At 58.8% G+C, this 16,100-nt stretch carries 22 protein-coding genes; 6 read left to right on the top strand and 16 right to left on the bottom strand.

Annotated elements, in window-relative coordinates; all coding sequences use genetic code 11:
* Positions 1-5: 5 nt before the first annotated feature.
* From KR51_RS08570 to KR51_RS08520, 12 genes are all read right to left on the bottom strand, one after another.
* On the bottom strand, positions 6-557 hold the full coding sequence (locus tag KR51_RS08570; protein WP_022606838.1) for a thermonuclease family protein: 552 nt from the start codon (positions 555-557) through the stop codon (positions 6-8).
* Positions 550-687 (bottom strand): hypothetical protein, encoded by a 138-nt coding sequence (locus KR51_RS19555; protein WP_156915041.1) that lies wholly within the window; start codon positions 685-687, stop codon positions 550-552. The genes KR51_RS08570 and KR51_RS19555 overlap by 8 nt, the downstream gene beginning before the upstream one ends.
* Before the next feature lies 1 nt (position 688).
* The gene (locus KR51_RS19550) at positions 689-922 is read right to left on the bottom strand and encodes a hypothetical protein (protein WP_156915040.1); all 234 of its coding nucleotides are present in this window, start codon (positions 920-922) and stop codon (positions 689-691) included.
* A gap of 72 nt (positions 923-994) precedes the next feature.
* The gene (locus KR51_RS08560) at positions 995-1,630 is read right to left on the bottom strand and encodes an SOS response-associated peptidase (protein ID WP_022606835.1); all 636 of its coding nucleotides are present in this window, start codon (positions 1,628-1,630) and stop codon (positions 995-997) included.
* Positions 1,631-1,945: 315 nt separating this feature from the next.
* Positions 1,946-3,529 (bottom strand): TolC family protein, encoded by a 1,584-nt coding sequence (locus tag KR51_RS08555; RefSeq protein ID WP_022606833.1) that lies wholly within the window; start codon positions 3,527-3,529, stop codon positions 1,946-1,948.
* Positions 3,526-4,647 (bottom strand): ATP-binding protein, encoded by a 1,122-nt coding sequence (locus KR51_RS08550; RefSeq protein WP_022606832.1) that lies wholly within the window; start codon positions 4,645-4,647, stop codon positions 3,526-3,528. Before KR51_RS08550 ends, KR51_RS08555 begins: the two co-directional genes overlap by 4 nt.
* On the bottom strand, positions 4,637-5,677 hold the full coding sequence (locus KR51_RS08545) for a metal-dependent hydrolase (RefSeq protein ID WP_022606831.1): 1,041 nt from the start codon (positions 5,675-5,677) through the stop codon (positions 4,637-4,639). Before KR51_RS08545 ends, KR51_RS08550 begins: the two co-directional genes overlap by 11 nt.
* Positions 5,674-6,615 carry an ATP-binding protein gene (locus tag KR51_RS08540; protein WP_022606830.1) on the bottom strand — a complete coding sequence of 314 codons (942 nt, stop codon included), beginning with the start codon at positions 6,613-6,615 and terminating at the stop codon, positions 5,674-5,676. Before KR51_RS08540 ends, KR51_RS08545 begins: the two co-directional genes overlap by 4 nt.
* Positions 6,608-6,862 (bottom strand): hypothetical protein, encoded by a 255-nt coding sequence (locus KR51_RS08535; RefSeq protein ID WP_022606828.1) that lies wholly within the window; start codon positions 6,860-6,862, stop codon positions 6,608-6,610. The genes KR51_RS08540 and KR51_RS08535 overlap by 8 nt, the downstream gene beginning before the upstream one ends.
* A gap of 8 nt (positions 6,863-6,870) precedes the next feature.
* On the bottom strand, positions 6,871-7,218 hold the full coding sequence (locus KR51_RS08530; RefSeq protein WP_022606826.1) for a hypothetical protein: 348 nt from the start codon (positions 7,216-7,218) through the stop codon (positions 6,871-6,873).
* Positions 7,215-7,415, bottom strand: coding sequence for a hypothetical protein (locus KR51_RS08525; protein WP_022606824.1), 201 nt, complete (start codon positions 7,413-7,415; stop codon positions 7,215-7,217). The genes KR51_RS08530 and KR51_RS08525 overlap by 4 nt, the downstream gene beginning before the upstream one ends.
* A gap of 5 nt (positions 7,416-7,420) precedes the next feature.
* Positions 7,421-8,113 carry a DUF3050 domain-containing protein gene (locus KR51_RS08520; RefSeq protein WP_022606822.1) on the bottom strand — a complete coding sequence of 231 codons (693 nt, stop codon included), beginning with the start codon at positions 8,111-8,113 and terminating at the stop codon, positions 7,421-7,423.
* A gap of 144 nt (positions 8,114-8,257) precedes the next feature.
* Between KR51_RS08520 and KR51_RS08515 the strand changes: the two genes are divergently transcribed.
* Entirely contained in the window at positions 8,258-8,770 is a 513-nt protein-coding gene (locus tag KR51_RS08515; protein WP_040655687.1) for a hypothetical protein, read from the top strand.
* A complete protein-coding gene (locus tag KR51_RS19545; RefSeq protein ID WP_022606818.1) occupies positions 8,770-8,907 on the top strand; it encodes a hypothetical protein in 138 nt (45 codons plus the stop codon). Before KR51_RS08515 ends, KR51_RS19545 begins: the two co-directional genes overlap by 1 nt.
* 13 nt (positions 8,908-8,920) lie before the next feature.
* Here KR51_RS19545 and KR51_RS08510 read toward each other — a convergent pair whose 3' ends face one another.
* The 4 genes from KR51_RS08510 to KR51_RS08500 form a co-directional block, all read right to left on the bottom strand.
* Complete coding sequence (locus tag KR51_RS08510) at positions 8,921-9,352, bottom strand: DUF5615 family PIN-like protein (RefSeq protein WP_051358132.1); 432 nt, start codon at positions 9,350-9,352, stop codon at positions 8,921-8,923.
* Positions 9,345-9,542 carry a DUF433 domain-containing protein gene (locus KR51_RS17480; protein ID WP_198016735.1) on the bottom strand — a complete coding sequence of 66 codons (198 nt, stop codon included), beginning with the start codon at positions 9,540-9,542 and terminating at the stop codon, positions 9,345-9,347. The genes KR51_RS08510 and KR51_RS17480 overlap by 8 nt, the downstream gene beginning before the upstream one ends.
* 539 nt (positions 9,543-10,081) lie before the next feature.
* Entirely contained in the window at positions 10,082-10,258 is a 177-nt protein-coding gene (locus tag KR51_RS19540) for a hypothetical protein (protein ID WP_156915039.1), read from the bottom strand.
* Positions 10,259-10,326: 68 nt separating this feature from the next.
* Positions 10,327-10,638 carry a hypothetical protein gene (locus KR51_RS08500; protein ID WP_040655686.1) on the bottom strand — a complete coding sequence of 104 codons (312 nt, stop codon included), beginning with the start codon at positions 10,636-10,638 and terminating at the stop codon, positions 10,327-10,329.
* A 543-nt stretch (positions 10,639-11,181) separates the two neighbouring features.
* Between KR51_RS08500 and KR51_RS08495 the strand changes: the two genes are divergently transcribed.
* The 4 genes from KR51_RS08495 to KR51_RS08480 all read left to right on the top strand — a co-directional run.
* Entirely contained in the window at positions 11,182-11,631 is a 450-nt protein-coding gene (locus KR51_RS08495) for a hypothetical protein (protein ID WP_022606811.1), read from the top strand.
* A 38-nt stretch (positions 11,632-11,669) separates the two neighbouring features.
* Positions 11,670-12,785 carry a hypothetical protein gene (locus KR51_RS08490; protein WP_022606809.1) on the top strand — a complete coding sequence of 372 codons (1,116 nt, stop codon included), beginning with the start codon at positions 11,670-11,672 and terminating at the stop codon, positions 12,783-12,785.
* A gap of 21 nt (positions 12,786-12,806) precedes the next feature.
* A complete protein-coding gene (locus KR51_RS08485; RefSeq protein ID WP_022606807.1) occupies positions 12,807-13,817 on the top strand; it encodes an AAA family ATPase in 1,011 nt (336 codons plus the stop codon).
* Positions 13,781-16,100, top strand: a 2,320-nt coding sequence (locus KR51_RS08480; protein WP_022606805.1) for a hypothetical protein, incomplete at its 3' end; no start/stop codon positions are given. The genes KR51_RS08485 and KR51_RS08480, both read left to right, overlap by 37 nt.

Raw genomic sequence — 16,100 nt, 5'->3', positions numbered from 1 at the left:
TCGCACTACCGCCGCCGCCACTCCCACGGCGGCACGTTCCCCGCCGCAAACACACCGAGTCCTTGCGATCGCGCCTCTGCCTCCGCCTGGACAATCTCAGCACGGCTGGGGCAGTTTCCCGAATAGCGCTCGTAGTGCCACGCCAGCCCGGCGCGCACCATCTGAGCATTGACCGATTCATCCCCTAAGAAAACCTCAGCCACAGTTCGCTCGTAGCGGTCTAGCTCGATCTGTGCGATCGCCACCTCCGCCCCGTCCGGCAGCAGCGATCGCAGGTAGTCCCGCGACGCCACCCCGAAGGGCTGGTCCTTCTCGGGCGCGTCAATCCCGCAGAACCGAATCTTCAGCTCCTGCGGCCCGTTCGTGACACGTAACGTGTCGCCGTCGTAAACAGACCCGGGTTTGACCTGCCACACCTCCCGCGATCGCGCTGCTGGGGACACGGCGATCGCACGCGGTTCGCTGCCAGGAATCTCGAACTCGACCGGCTCGCGGTGGAGGAATAGAGCCGCGGCGATCGCACCAAAGCACGCCACCTGAAACCATCGTTTAATCATCGGATACCCCCACCAGACTGAATAGGTTTACCACTGCTTGCCGCTGCTGCTCCTCTAGCTCCGCGATCGCAGCCTGCAGCTCCTCGGCCGCTTGCCAGCGGTTCAGGATCTGCACCGTATCGCCAGCCACCTTAGCGGTGTCTAGCTCTGCCAGGTGCGTCAGTTGCTGTTGGGTTACCAGGGATCGCCCGCGAACACAGCCGCTGCCCAACCAGCTCATTCGCCAGCACCCATGCCGCGACCTCCTGGAACAGGCGATCGCGAAGGGACTCGCCGCGTCGCTCCAGTCCTGCCCCGGGTAGTTCCAGCTCCGCAATTTGGAGGCGATCGCACTGCACGTCCCCGCCCCCGAACAAATTTGCCACCAGCCGGGCCTTGAAAACAATTCGGAAACCACTATCAAATTAAAAGTTTGCAGCAACATGCTGCATGCCGGACTAAGATGCCACCAAACATTTTGGCGAATCAATGCTCGGGTCGTTTACAGCTATTCCCACTTTGTCAAACTGCAGTCCTGGGGAATCATGGGGGATAGTTGGATTGTGGTTGCTAGTGTCTAGCCAGTAATCATACTGAGCCCTAGGGACCATTATCGGCATTCGGTGATGAATGGGCTTCATTTGGGCATCAGCTTCACGGGTCAGAATCGCACAGGTTCTGATGCCTTGCCAGTCTTCCCAAAGACCTGCAAAGGCAAATAAATCCCGATTGGGTAAATGAATGCAATAGGGTTGCTTACGCTTCCCTTTGCCTTGGGATTGCCATTCGTAAAAGCCGTCAGCCGGAATTAAACAACGTCTGTATTTAAATGCGCTGCGGAAGAATGGCTTTTCGCGCACGGTTTCACTGCGTGCGTTGATCGGTTTGTTCGTAAACTTCTCATCCTTTACCCAGCTGGGAATTAACCCCCAACGAAAGAACTGAGCCTCTCGATTCCCCTCATTGCTAACGATCGCGAGTAAGGGTTGCGATGGAGCAATATTGTAGCGAGCTTGGTAAAGGGGGGTGATATTAACGAAAAAATTTTCTGTGATGATTTCTCTTGTCGCTGTTAAGGTGTATCTTCCGCACATTTTTCGTTTTGCAGAGTTTGACTCGCTATTGCCATAATACGTTAATTGCAGGGGGGTAGAACATCGTAGAATCCGGGGTTTATGATGACTTGAAAGAACGGGTGCATGTCGCCTTCTAGAAAGATAATTCCGCACGTGCGTGCAAAGACTCCTCGCGGTGCGCTAGAAGCTAGCAAGTAAGTGGGGCTGAGACTGTTCCAGGGTCTGGCGGCTTCCGAGTTTCTTCCAAGAAGTGGCCGCACCCAACTCGACCGGCTCGGGGTGCAGAAACAGAGCAGTGGCGATCGCGCCGAAACACGACCCGGGTAACCAGCGTTAAAGCTCATCAGACACTCCCACCAGACGGGATAGGTTCACCACCGCTTGCCGCTGCTGCTCGTTTAGCTCCGCGATCGCAGCCCACAGCTCCTCAGCCGCTTGCCAGCGGTTCAGCATCTGCACCGTGTCGCCCCTGCCGTAGCGGTAGTCCAGTTCAACCAGGCGCGTCTGTTGCTGCTGGGTTTCTAGGCGATCGCCCGCCAACTCCATCCGCCGCCCGATCAGCTCGTACGCCAGCACCCATGTCGTGACCTCCTGGCGCAGGCGATCGCGCAGGGACTCGCCGCGACGCTCCAGGTCCGCGCCGCGTAGTTCCAGTTCCGCAATTTGGAGGCGATCGCGCTGTACGTCCCCGCCGCCGAATAGATTCGCCACCAGCCGGACCGGGTCGCCAGTGATGTAGTGGGTCCAGCGCTGGCGTCGGGCGTACGCGACCCGGTCTTCGCTAACGTCCAATCGCTGAGCGATCGCCTCGAACTCGCGAGAGTTCGCGATCGCCTGCTCGGTGAGCTCCTCAATGCACTGGGGCGAGCTATCGAGGCAGGGCAGCTCGTCTTCCGTGGCAGCGCCCACCGGCAACGCTCCAAACGCCAGCAGCAACGTGGCGATCGCGAGCGGTATGCCCCAGCTAGTTTCAACTGTTGGTTCCTCCACATCCGGGGACGACTCTGGAGGCGAGCGTTCCTGTATGTCCAATGCAATCTGCACGGTCAGCTCGCGGTCCTTCATCGCCAGCCACTTCACACGGCGGACGTTGGCGGCAAAAGGAGATCGCACCGCTTCCACCCTCTGCAGTTCGGCCGCGACCGCCGTCATCTCCTCCTGGATGCGTTGCTCGATAAGGGCGCGCCGCTCCAGTTGTGCCGCGCGATCGCGGTCCAGCCCCGCGATTTCCAACTCTCGCCGGTATTCGTCGTAGGCGCGACGCTCCCGCGCAGCCTCCAGCTCGGCTACTGCCACAGCCAATTCCGCCTGCGCTTGCTCCAACTCGGCATCTAGGTCGCGGGCGATCGCCTCCTCGTGAGCCACCGTCAGAGCGACCTGGCGATCGCGCGGCCGATCTTCGAAGACTGGCAGCACCGGCTGCGCCTCGTTAACCAGCATCGCGACCTCGGTCGGTCGGTGGAGCGAACGCACCGCGGCGATCTTCTCCGCCTGCCACACCTGGCGCTGCGCGATCGCTGCCACCACTCGTTCTTGCTTGGCGATCGCGGCCGTTTGCGCGGCGTACCCAACAGGGGGCAACGCGGGCACGTCCGCACCGGCGACAGGGTTGGCTTGCAAGCGCTCTAGCTCGTGTTGGAGCTGTTCTAACCGATGCGCGAGCCGCGCGCGTTCCTCGGGGCGATCGCTCAACACATCGCCAACTGCGATCGCATCCCCTGCTGCCACCCGCAGATCGTCGGGCGAGCCGAGCGTCAGGGTCACGTCCAGGCTGCGGGGCAGCGAATCGTCCGACGGCGGGCGATCTGGCTCGGACTCAACTTCCGGCATCGGTGTTTCCGTCACCGGCACGGCAGGTGGTGCAGTTTGACAGCTGACCAAGGCGATCGCGCCCAATCCCAACCACCACCGTCTCATGCTTCTTCCTCCGCCACTCGTTTGTAGAACGGTTCCACTTGCACCGGGTCGAGCTGCGTGCCCGACCGCACTAACGCCCACAACGGCTTCAGCTTTGCCAGCGCTCGGTCGTTGACTCGGAATTTCTTGGAGACTTTTCCGGCTTCCACCGCTGCCACCGGCAGCACGATTTGCGTGGCGCAGTTGCCGATGACGTCCGCGCTGATGTGGCGCTCGCTCTGGCTCGCCACCACCATCGCCAGCCCGAACTTCCGCCCGTCTGCCGCGATGCGCGAACACGCCGACTTCTCCCCGCGCGGCATCACCTTGCACTCGTCCACGACCAGGTAGGTGCGCGGCAGCTTGCCGTCGATTTCCCCGTCCAGTCGGTGCCGGTTCAGGAGCTGGCGCGCGATCGTCTCCGCCGCCAGCGCCGCCACGTCCTCCGGCAGCTTGTGCAGGTCCACGCGAATCAGGCGATCGCCCAGCGGCAACTGCGGGCGCGAGAACACGCCGTACATGAACAACGCCGCCATCTTCAGCTTCAGCTCGTCTGCACCCTTGTGCTCCGAACTCGCGATCGCTTCCTGGAGGTCGGAGAAGTTGGGCGCTTCCCGCTGCCAGGTGGTGCGATCGCTCTGCAGGATGCCCTGCTCCAAATACGCCGACTTAATCGAGTCCATCAGCAAGCCCTGCTGGTTCGGTCCCATCTGCAGGATTTTGCTCAATTGGTGCGCGACATCGATCGCTTGTAGGTCGGGTCCACCGCCCTCTGGGTCGTCGTGGATAACCAGCGGATTGACCCCGAACGCGCTGGTGAGGTGGAGCTGGTAAGCGCGCTCGCCGGGGAGCTGTTGGTCGCCGTGGAAGTCCAGCACCACCAAGCGCAATTGCTCGTACTGCTGGTGAAGGGCGTAGGCGATCGCCTTCAGCGTCTGGGTCTTGCCCGAACCGCTGGCACCAATGGCAGCGACATGACCGTTAGCGAGCGCTTCCAGGTTCCAGTAGATGGGGATGCCGCCGTCGTGACGCTCCGTGACGCGCGTGCCGAGGAAGATGCCGGCACGGGGTTCGTCAGTCGGACGATCCTGTTTGGGCGGGATCGCTGCGGCGGGTAACGGCTTCTCTTTAGCGAACATAGACGCTCCTGGCGATGACGTCGCCGGTCAAGTAGTAGTCTCCAAGCGCGGCTGCGACCTGCGCGGGAGTCGCCGCACGCAAGCGGGCGAGGTAGGTCCCGCTCCCCGGCTGCAGGGTGATGGTGGGGAACTGCTCGGGGTTGTCGACCAGGAGCAACTCGCCGGTGTCAACCACGACCGTGCCCGACAGATAGGTGCGCGCTGGCAGCCGGCTCAGCTCCGCGATCGCTACTTTGCCCAGCTGCTCCCGCCAGCTCAGTCGCGCGATCGCCTCTTCAATCGGCTGGCCCCGGACCAGCGAGATGCGGTTGACGTAGATTTGGCTTTGTTGGGAGCGCCAGACTTGGTAGAAGCCCACGCGATCGCGCACCAGCAGCTCCGATTGAGTCAGCACCTGCACCACCTCGAACAGACCCTCAACTGGCTGCTGGGTGACGGTGGAGCGACCCTGCAATTTCGCGAACATAAGGTAGTGGTTGCCCTCGGCAGCGAACTCCTGGACCGCACCGCTGGGCAGTCCCATCACGCGGTTGAAGGATGCCAGGATGCCGCCGCCGCTGTTGAGCGCGATGGAAGCGATCGCCACGACTGTCAGTAGAAACAGCACGCAATACTCTGCACCGCTGCCGGTCTGCAGGCGCAGTCGAGGATTGCGCGGGAAGATCCAGCGCGCCGACGAAGGATAACCCGCCGCGACGCCGCTCTTGGTGAGCATGTCAGCTGCCCAACCGAGGAAGTAGCCGAGAATCCAGGCGTGCCAGTACGCAGCCGGAATGATTGCCAAGGTGGGGCAGGTGACGAGGGTGACGATCCCGGTACCGAGAAAGCTGTGGGTGAGCGAACGGTGGGGAAAGCGGCGCTCCAGCAGTCGGGCGATAGGAAACAGTACCCGACCGATCAGCGATCGCGTGGTGTCGATGTCCGGGACCAAGGACGCGATCGCCGCCACCCCCAGCACGCCCGGACTGGCCGTGCCGAGGGCGAGGGAGGTGAAGGTCACGGAGAACGCCATGTGGGTTGCAGTCATCATGCGCCGAGTTTCTGCGGTTGACGAGGGAGGGAGGAGATGACGACGCGCACCACGCCGACGGCGACGGTGAGGATACCGCCGAGCAGGTAGAGGCTGGTCGAGTTGAAGCCGAGACCGATGAAGCGCATTACGGTGAAGACCATCAGCCCGGCGACGAGGAACGGGGTCGCATCGACCCACTGCGTGTGGTCGGGCGCGGTGGCTTTCAGCCCCAAGAACTCGGACCGCACCTCGCGCTGCACGAGCATCGGGTTGCCGCCGCAGCGTTCCAGCAGGCTCGCCAGGTCCGCTGCCGACAGCTCTATGCCCAGCTCGGCAGCAGCGTCCCGCGCGATCGCCCTCATCGCCGCATTTGGCAGCGCGTCCAGCTCGATGCGCGGCAGGCGCAAGAACAGGTCCTTGCGCGGCGGCAAGGTTGCCAACAACAGCATCGGCTGCTGCCACGACAGCATCCCCGCCAGCCAGCCCCGCAGTTCCCGCCCCAGGCGCTCGGCATCGTCCACGACCAAGAACGCGATGCTGCTCTGGAGGAACTCCGCGATCGCCGCCTGCAGTTGGGGACCGTTCAGGGCTTTGCCGGTGGTGAGGGATTCGGTCGGCACGCCCAGCGCTTCGGCGAGCTTCACGAGCGTCTGTTTGGGAGAGCTGGGGGACACGCAGGCGATGGGATAGCCCAGCAGCTCCAGGTCCGCCGCGACGAAGCGCGCCAGAGTGGTCTTGCCGCTACCGGTTTCGCCGACGACGAGGACGCCGGAGCGCGCCTGGAGCGCGGCGACGATGCGACGTTTTTCTGTCTCTCTATAGGAGGTCTGGGAAACGGTACTCTCCACCGCGCCGAGCGATCGCCGCGAGCCGTCGCTGCCGATGAGGTAGCGGTAGACCCGCCAGGACCCGTCGGCCAGACGTCGCAAATTGCGCTCGATGCGGTGTTTAGCCATAGAGCAGACCGTTCTCTCGCTTCCACCGGGCGATCGCGCGCCGAGAGCAGCCGACCCCCGAGCGATCGCGCACGAACTCGATGATGCGCTCGTAGACCTGGATGCCCTGCGCCCAGGCTTCGGCAATCAGGGTGTCGAGCTGCAGCGTGCGGCGGCGCTTGCCTCGCGGCTTCGGGGCAGGCGGTTCCTCCACGCGCAGGGACGCGATCGCCCTTGAAACCAATTGATTCAATGCAGTCAAAATCATGGCTCGCCTCACTTCAAGTAAGCGTGGTAGATGAAACCTGCCAGTACCGACAGGTTGGCGATCGCCTGCAGTCCTTCCTTGAACGCCACCACCCAGACGCGGCGCTCCACCCCCCAGCAGGCGAACAACGTGCTCTTCAGCGAGAGCAGAATCCAGGAGATAAGGGCAATCCCGACGATGTGCCCCTGCCAAACCAGCGCGACTTGGGGAATCATTGACGCGGGAGCTACGAAACCGACGGCATAGGCGTTCCAGCGCAGATACGCTTCCCACTCCCGCCGCAGCTTGCTCTGACGCGATCGCTTGGCGCGCGGCGGCTTCTCGACAATTTGCAGGCGGGCGGTAGCGGGTTTCATGTGGGTTCCCGGTGACGGGCGAGGGGAATGTGGCGATCGCGCTTCCAGGCGACAATGAGCTTGGGAGAGCAAGCGATACCTGTGGTGCGGCGGACGTGACTTTTAAGTTGTTGTTGGGAGCGGCGACCTTCGCACCAACACTCATCGAGGAGATAGAAGACGCGATCGCGGCGGTTGAACCAGGGGCGGTTAGACATGGCAGTCAGGCCGCGAGGGGGTTCGGTGTCATTCGCTGCAGGGTCGCATCCCACATTCGGCGGCGTCGGGTCTGCACGGCGATCGCGACGGCGGCAGCCTGGCGTTCGTCCGGGCAGAGTCCGCGGACCATCTCCAGGGCGCGTTCGCGTCGCAGCTGCTCCAGGTCGGCGATCGCGCCGAGGGTGGTGAGGCGGGCGGCGGGTTGCGGCGGATGCAGATACCGCAGCCAGTCGCGCAGGATGCCCGCCCCGTTCTCGCTGCCGAGGAAGAAGGCCGCCGCCAGTGTCGGGATGTCCTTGCTCTCAGCAAGTTGCTGGCTCCCCACGACGAACTCTCGGAGGTGTTTGGGGAGGCGATCGCTCCGCCCGGCCAGGGAGGCTCGCAACGGGTCCAGGTCTGCACCCAACTCGGTAGCGACCTCCCAGTAGCTGTTGAGCAGCAAGTTGCTGCAACCACAAGCCATACGGTCGAAGAGCATCAGTGCAACGAGCTGCTGCCCGCAGGCGAGTTGCTGCTGCAGGGCCCGTGCTAAGCGAGCAAAGTCCCACACCGCCAAGCAGTGGGTTTCCACGAAGCGTGCCACCCGCTCGGGTGTCGTCAGGCTGGAGAAGACTCGATGGTGGTCGAGGAGAACCAGACTGCTGAAAGCATCTGCGATCGCCTCCCCCGTCTGGAGATAACTTTGGCTGGGTTCCATCGCAACAGCTACCTGTGCTCGAACAAACCAATGCTGGAGCAGTCCTTGAGATTCCGCAGCCAATCGGAACGCGATGCGTACGTCGGTACTAGAATGGACTCGTCCGGTACAACATCCGGCGAGGTTTCCAACAGGTTGAGAGCGATGGAACTTCCTACCCAGGCGCGTCGGAGCGAGCTGCTACAGCGGTACGGCATCGGCAAGACGACGTTCTACGAATGGCTGAAATACCTGGATATCCGGGCGCGCAAGGATCGGCAGCGGCACGCCTACTTCACGGCCGAGCACGTGCGACAGCTCGACTCGCTGCATCGGTACTACTGCGATCGCGGCACCATTGAGGGATTTCTGGAAGCGCAACGTTCCGTAACGGTGTCCGAGGAAGCTGTCGTGCATCCGGAGGAATCCGTTCGTGAAGCCTTTAGCGGAAACGGATACCGCGATCGCCAATTTGCTCACCTGGTGCGCACGGCACAGGAGTGGAAGGCCGGGGTGGAGGTGGCGAAGTACGCGATCGCAGCCAACCTCAGCGATGATGATTTACCTGACGACCTGCGTGCGGCCGTCGAGCAAGCAAAGGCAGAATCGCTCCCAAAGTCCCGAAGTGCGGAGGCGATCGCGCAGGACATTCAGAGCTGGAGCGGTTCCTCGCGGTAATGCTGGCGGCGCGGCGGTTGAAGACGCGATCGCTCTTGGTCGTGGCGGTGGTGGCAGCGGCGCTCGTGCTGTGGCAGTGGCGCTATTGGATGCTGGCGCTGGGTGGGGTAGCGATCGCGCTGACTTGGCGGGGGTAAGCGATCGCGCGCGCTACGCAAACTCGTCGATAGCCTGCTCTCTGGGAATCTCCCAGAAGTACTGCTCGCCAGAGCGCCATCCAAAATACAGGGCGCGGTTAATCATTCCTCTGCCCTCGGCAAGCTCGCGCTGAACCAGGGGAATCACCATCCGGAGGGACTCCAGCTGTTCGGAGCGGCGCAGGTCGGCATCGAGCAGGAGAATCAGCCCGCCGTGAACTTCGGAGGCTCGGGCGATCGCCTCAAAGTCTTTAACGTTGGCGGTTACCAGAATTCTGTCTTCTTTGTATGCGAGAGCCCAAACTTCGCGATCCGAGCGCCCGCAATGCCCGCGATTTCTGATTGAGACCGCGTCAACCAGATCCTCTTCGCAGAGAGTCTTAGCGATGTTGGGAGAGAGGTTCTCGTCGAGCAGCAGTTTGAGGCTTCCCGTGGCTTCAGGCACGAGGATTGGAGCGGGCGTAGACCTGAGCAAAGCGCAGATCCTGCTCGGACAAGAATGGGTAGTCCTCTAGAATCTCAGCCTCAGTTGCAGCGCCAGGACTGTGGTCCAGCATGCTACCGATGTGGTAGGCCGTCAGCCGAGAGTTAGGAAAGACTGGCTCGCCGCCCATGATGCTAGGGTCCTCCGTCAACCCAGCTCTCCAAGTCGCGTAGTCAGGGTAGGCTCTGCTCTCAAAACCTTTTGCTTTCGCAGTAACCATGCCGCGCACCTCCGTAGTGGTGTGCTTCTCACTCGTACTCCAATCGTACAACCCGCTTGCGAGCACACTCGTTCTCGGTTGGTACTCGCCAGTCTCCGCATTTCCTGCATAGTTGACCAATTCGCAATCGCAACCCCAGGAAAGCGCTTGGCGAGAGTATCACGGCAGTAGTCATCGCACTCGCAGAGCCAGACGAACCGGAACCCGCCGAGCTGGAGTGCGGCAAACGGGAAGCCCACACCCACCCCCGAGCAGAGGTCGAGCTGGTTCAAAGGTTCTTCCGTCATCACCCGTGTTCGGACGCGATCGCCCGCATTCAGAGAGCCCCGTCCGATGACCCCAAACCCAGACCCAGAAAGAACTTGAGGTAACTGGACAGCTATTGCGACATAGTTGCGAGTGTACTGCGACTCAACCCCTTGCCATGACTGCACTTCAGGGTCGCGGGACAAGGCGTCTGGTGACACCCCTCAGTTCAGGTCGCCGCGCGCGTAAAGCGATCGCTTACCACCGCGATCGCACACCACTATCGGTCGCGCCTCCCGCTGCAACTCCTCCAGACAGGCCTTGGCCCACCCGTCCGCTGCCGTGTGGATGCTCAGATGCTGTACCAGGTTGTGGTGACAGTTTGGTGGTGACTGGGGCAACGGTTCACATAATCGTAGCCACGTTTGACTCCGAAGATGTGCTCGGAGCGTTCGTGATGAGATAGGTTCTAGTCCAGAGAGATAACCGCGCGACCGCGACCGCGATAATGTCGAGACACGACCTGGCGATGGGTTTGCATCAACTGGTCGCGGCTCCAGTTGGCTTCAAAAACAGCTGCGTGTATCGTGCGACAACTAATGGCAGCTTCGGCAGGCAACAGCCATTGGTGGTGAATCCCCTGGAGGGTTTTGTTCTCGCACAGCAACAGACCGGTCAGGTGGCGACTGAAATGAGCGAAGCCCGCATCGCGATGGAAGACGTGTCGGTAAGAGGCGAGGACGGACTGGATGCTAGCGGGGACTTCAACCAAGGGCAACATCGCGGGAACCTGCCTAGACAGAATCCTAGCATCCCAGTTTTCTGACTCTTCTGCCAGCTAAACCTCCAAGTCGTGTGCTGTCCGTGGATGGCAAAGCAGCCTGGCTAAAGTATCGCTCCTCAGTTATTATCGATTTATTGAATTCAAGAAGTTTACTGTGTCGAAGTTTCGCGGCAGCAGCTATGTTAGATGATAGCTATCAGCTTCCAAGGTCTCCGAGCTAGTTTTAGCAGGGATTTATTTACTCGACTTGGACTTCACTTTCTCAGCACTGGCACTAAAGGGTTTTGGCTATCGCCAACCTGGCTTGAGCAGGAAGTTCGAGTGCCTCAAAAACTCTAGGTTTAACAGTCTCATAACAAAATTATGGATTATTGTAATTTCCCTTTAAATATGGACTACCCCGCTCTAGGTGGGGTACAGATGAAGCCCCGAACTCCTGTGGACGGCATGTCCTGCATACTCAATATGAGTGAGAATCGCCACAAGCCACTTAGCAAGTATTGACAACTACTTTAGAAAATCAAGTTTTCATCAATTAAAATGTTTTTAAATGTTGCCGAACTTGTCGCATTTTTGTCACCTTGCCTGCCTTTTCTTTTGGAGAAAGTCGGTGCGCCTGCGTTAAACAAAGCGGCGTCAAGGTTGGGTGAGGATACTTGGGAAAAAGCAAAGGGAATCTGGATAAGGTTGCGATCGGATGTGCAATTAAAGCCTGCTGCTAAGGTTGCTGCAGAGAAGTTGGCTGTCAAGCCCGATAGTCTTACTTTGAGAGAGGACCTCAGTAAAGAGTTGAAGTCTATCTTTGAGAAGAAACCAGGATTAGCTGTCGAAATCGCCGAGATTTTAGAAGATGCTGGTCAAAAAGCAGCGAGCAGTTACGTGCAACAAACGATTAAAACAAACCAAGGACAGGTTATCGGCCAGATGTCTGGCGGCGAGGCCAAAATTATTGGTAGTATTGATGCCACCAATAGGAATTCCGAGCTCTGATTGCAAGACGCAGTTTCTTCTAGCAAAAATACTTGGTGATGACCCAGCCTCAGGATTTGCGCTCTAGGGAACTCAGGGAAGCCAATGTGGTTTCTCAGGGCATCGAGCGCAACGAGGGACAAGCAATCGGTCAGGTTCGTGATGGTGAGGTCGTGAGCATTGGCAGGGATAGCTTTCGATGTTCTAGCGGAGGTGTCATCTACCTGATCGGCAGCGGCAGCACCGCGCCCCCTGGCCGAGATGCACGTTCCGAGCGTTTGATTCCTCCCCTTCTGCCCTACCTTGCCGACCGGAACGACCAAGAATATGTTCTAAAACAGGCGGTTCAAGAAAAACTTACCCAAAATCCTACCCGCCCGCTTCTGTGCTTCATCCACGGAGACGAGAATCAAGCACATGACGCGTTCCTGGACCGATTGTGCCAGGTGTCTTTGCCGAGACTCCTAAAGTCACTCTCCGTCGGATTAGATGTGGCAGTCAAGACTCGCCATATAGTATGGCCGTCTGGCGGGAAACACCCACAGCAGTTGCACGAACGCCTTCGTACTGAACTGGCAAACGCGATCGCTGACGATAGCTTGGCGTCCATTGAATATGTCAACCAGACCTTGGCAGATTTTCCCGGTCCAGTTGTCATGCACACGCATCTTAATACAGAAGACTGGGAGCGACCGAATTCCAAAACTCTGTTGCCGGCGCTGATAGATTTTTGGCAGAATTGGCCGGATTTGCTCGGCGGTCGCCTTGTCCTTGTCTGTGCGTGTATTGGATATCAACGCGAACAACACTGGAACGGTTTCGGGGAGTGGATCCTGCGACCCTTTTCAACGCTGCGGCGTTTTTTGAAATGCCGCCGCTACCGGAAGCTCAATGGGAAGATTCGCACTCAGCTCAAAACGCTGGTCCCAACGCAATGCACCCGACTCACTGCTGTTGTTCTTCCCGAACTGGAAGATTTGACACAGTCTCACGTTCAAGACTGGGCACGCAGTGATGATACGGCCACCTTTATCAAGAGAGCTGAGCTAGAAAAGGAGAGGCTCCTCGGCGAAATTCAGAGGATGTTTGAAGAGTGGGAAAAGCAAACGGCGTCCGATAAGATGTCGATGCGGGAAGTAGGCGACCGTTTGGCTGGCTTTTTGAAGCAGTTGTAGATTTCAAGGTTGAGAGTGGCAGTGGAGCTTTCTATTTATCGTGGAGATGGCAGCGGTCGACGACACGAAACACCTGCCGAATTGCCCGTTCCCCAGCGATCTCAACTGGTCAAACCTGAAAGCTACATAGCCGATTCCGCACTCCGGGATGCCTGTAATGTCGCCCTGCTGCTAGGTCAGCCACTGCTGCTCACAGGAGAACCTGGCACTGGCAAAAGTCAATTTGCCTACAGTCTGTCTTGGGAACTGGGCTTTGCGTCCCCGTTCAAGTTCGAAACGAAGTCGGATAGCATCGCCCGTGACCTGTTTTACACTTACGATGCATTGAGGCAGTTCCAAGACGTGCAGAGCGGGTTAAAGTCCGGGAACGCTCTGGACTATATCACTTACCGTGCGCTCGGAATCGCGATTTTGCGAACGAAGGAACCCGAGGAAGTGCGGCACTTGATGCCGCCTGATTCTCTGCATAGTGAGAAGCAACGCTCCGTCGTACTCATTGACGAAGTCGATAAAGCTCCGCGCGACTTCCCGAACGACTTACTGAATGAGCTGGACCAGCTTTATTTTCGAGTTCCAGAGTTGGGGAATGTCAAGGTCGAGGCCGATCCAGCTTTGCAGCCTGTCATTATCGTAACGAGCAATTCGGAAAAAGATTTACCCGATGCCTTCCTGCGGCGCTGTATCTACTACAACATACCCTTCCCCGGGCCCGATCGCCTTGCAGAAATCGTTGCCTGCCACCTCGGTCTGCACACCGACGGTTCCGACGGGTTCTTGCAAGCAGCACTGAATTTGTTTCACCGCTTACGGTCGCCTTCAGTCGGGCTGCGGAAGAAACCCTCTACAGCCGAACTCCTGGGATGGCTCATCAGCCTGCGGGGTTTCGCAGGGGAAGTAGGCAATCCCATGACCAACTTAGATGTCGTTACGCGAACCCTTGGCAGTCTCGTCAAAACGGCTGAAGATCAACCTAAAGCCCAGGCTATGGTGAAACGATGGTTCGAGGAACGTTCGACGAACCCTGCGGAGTAACTCCCGATCGGCTCACGCAGTTTGTTGACGAGCTGCGTGAAGCGGGGTACAACATCGGCATTGCCCAGTACGTTGCTGTCCACGACCTGCTGTTGACACTCACTGCCAGGGGTGAATTGCGCGAGCTGTCTCGACTGCGGTCTCTGCTCGGACCAATCTTATGCTGTTCGCCCGAGGATCAGCAGGATTTTCCAACCCGATTCGACCAGTGGGTCGGCTTGTTGCCGCAGCAGCATCCCGCACCTGCTTCCCCAGAGCGTGTAGTTGGGGAACTTTCAGCCGAACTAGATGAGCTGGCGACGCGATCGCGGCGCATCAAGCAAGCTTTGATAGCTTTCAGATTGGCAGTGGGTTTGGCGATCCTGGTTCCGGCGGCTGTTCTTTTGGTCCAGTTTCCAAAACAGGAACCTGAGCCATCCCCTTTAGAACCGTCTTCGGAGGGTCCCTCAGGAGTAGCACCTCCGGAGGCGGAGGCACCCAATCCTCCCGAACAACCCACCCTGCCATCAACAGTCCCTGAGACCGAGACGACATTCGACCCTCTTCCACCGCCGCCACCAGTGTATGTTCTGCTCGAATGGGACATCTTGCTCGTTGCCTCTTTGACGATCGCACTCGGAGTTATCCCGGTGTGGAAGCTGTGGTGGCGATGGCGGGCTCGTTTGTTTCTCCAGCGCCGAGGAACCACCAGCAACCCGGAGCTGCATGCGATTTCGATTCAGGAACTCGAAGCTCCTTTGTTCAAGCCGCCGCAGTTGCTTCATACCTCTCAGCAACTCAGATGTCGGATTCGCCAACAAGGAAATGTGCTCGATGTTGCCAGAACAGTTCGCATTTCGTTGCAACAGGGTGGGTGGTTGACTCCGATTTACAAGTACCGGCAGGTCATGCCTGAATACTTGTTTCTAGTCGATCGCATCAATTTTCGCGACCACCAAGCTCAACTCGTCGAAGCGACGCTCTCGCAACTGCAGAAGAACGGCGTTTACATTACACTCTACTTTTTCGACGGCGACCCTCGGGTTTGTTACGCTTCCAAAGCTGCAACGAAACCGCTACGGCTGCAAGGTATGCCCCCTCAATATGGCGATTATCAGCTCGTCGTTATCTCTGATGCCGAGAATTTCTTCAATTCCCAGACAGGCGAGCTGGAGACATGGGTCGAGCAGTTGCATTCACGCTGGCAAAAGCCGGTCGTTTTAACCCAGAAACCTATTAAAGCTTGGAAACAGGCAGAGTGGTTGCTTTCCTCACAGCTTGTTGTGTTGCCGATGACGATGCAGAGTTTTCGATTGTTGGGGCAGCTCTTGCGAGAAGACAGTGCGACTTACATTGTTGATGAAGGGGAGGACGGGTCTGCTTTGCCAGAGGCATTGCTTTCCAGTCCTCGACGGTGGATCGCTCGCAATTCACCCTCTTCTGAGTCAGTTTCTGAACTGCTCCTCGCGCTCAAAGAGTATCTGGGGGAGCACGGTTTCTACTGGCTTTGTGCTTGCGCAGTTTTCCCGGAGGTTCGCTGGCCAATTACGCTGTTCTTGGGCAACCAGCTGACCATCGGGAGCGGGCAGTCTCTTCTTAAGGAAGCTTCCGTGCAAGATCTAGCCCGGTTACCGTGGTTTCGTTATGGATACATTCCGGACTGGCTGAGAAATTATTTAGTTGCCATGCTGACTCCCAAACAGGAGCAGTCGATTCGCTCTGCTTTCCAAGCTCTTCTGGTTACAGCAACTAATGGTGACTCGAGCACGTTCGAGATCGAGATCGCTCGCCAGCATCAACGTCAGCTAAGTCAACTAGCGAATCCTCTGCTGCGGCTGCTTTCGCGCCGTTCACCTGCAGCCTCTCCTTACCGGGACCATATGTTTCTGGACTTCATGCGCGGGAGGTCTTCCCTGGCGGTCGAAGCGCCGGAGCAGCTATTCCGCCTATTCCCTGACAGTCAACTGGCGCGTAACCGAACGCAGCGGCGAGCGGCCGCCGTACTTGGGGCAGTAGGTATTGCGATTACAATCATCCTGGGTCCTTCAGCCGTTCGGTTTCTGAGCGTTGGGTCATCGGTTTTGAAAGCGCGCGCGCTGCACAATGCAAACAATCACCTGGAGGCACTGGCGATCGCGACGCGGGCCGGTCAACTAATCCGTACGTCAGATCGTCCTTTTGCTCCAACCTTGCGGCTTTCCAGACGACTATTTCTGGATCTACTCGCTGGGCAATATCGAGAGAAGAACCGTCTTGAGGGGCATTCCGGTACCGTTTTTGCCTTGGCGTACAGCCCAGATGGCC

Source organism: Rubidibacter lacunae KORDI 51-2 (assembly GCF_000473895.1).
Lineage (GTDB): Bacteria > Cyanobacteriota > Cyanobacteriia > Cyanobacteriales > Rubidibacteraceae > Rubidibacter > Rubidibacter lacunae.
The sequence above is the reverse complement of the archived record's forward strand: the minus strand, read 5'-3'. Positions and strand labels throughout refer to the sequence as shown.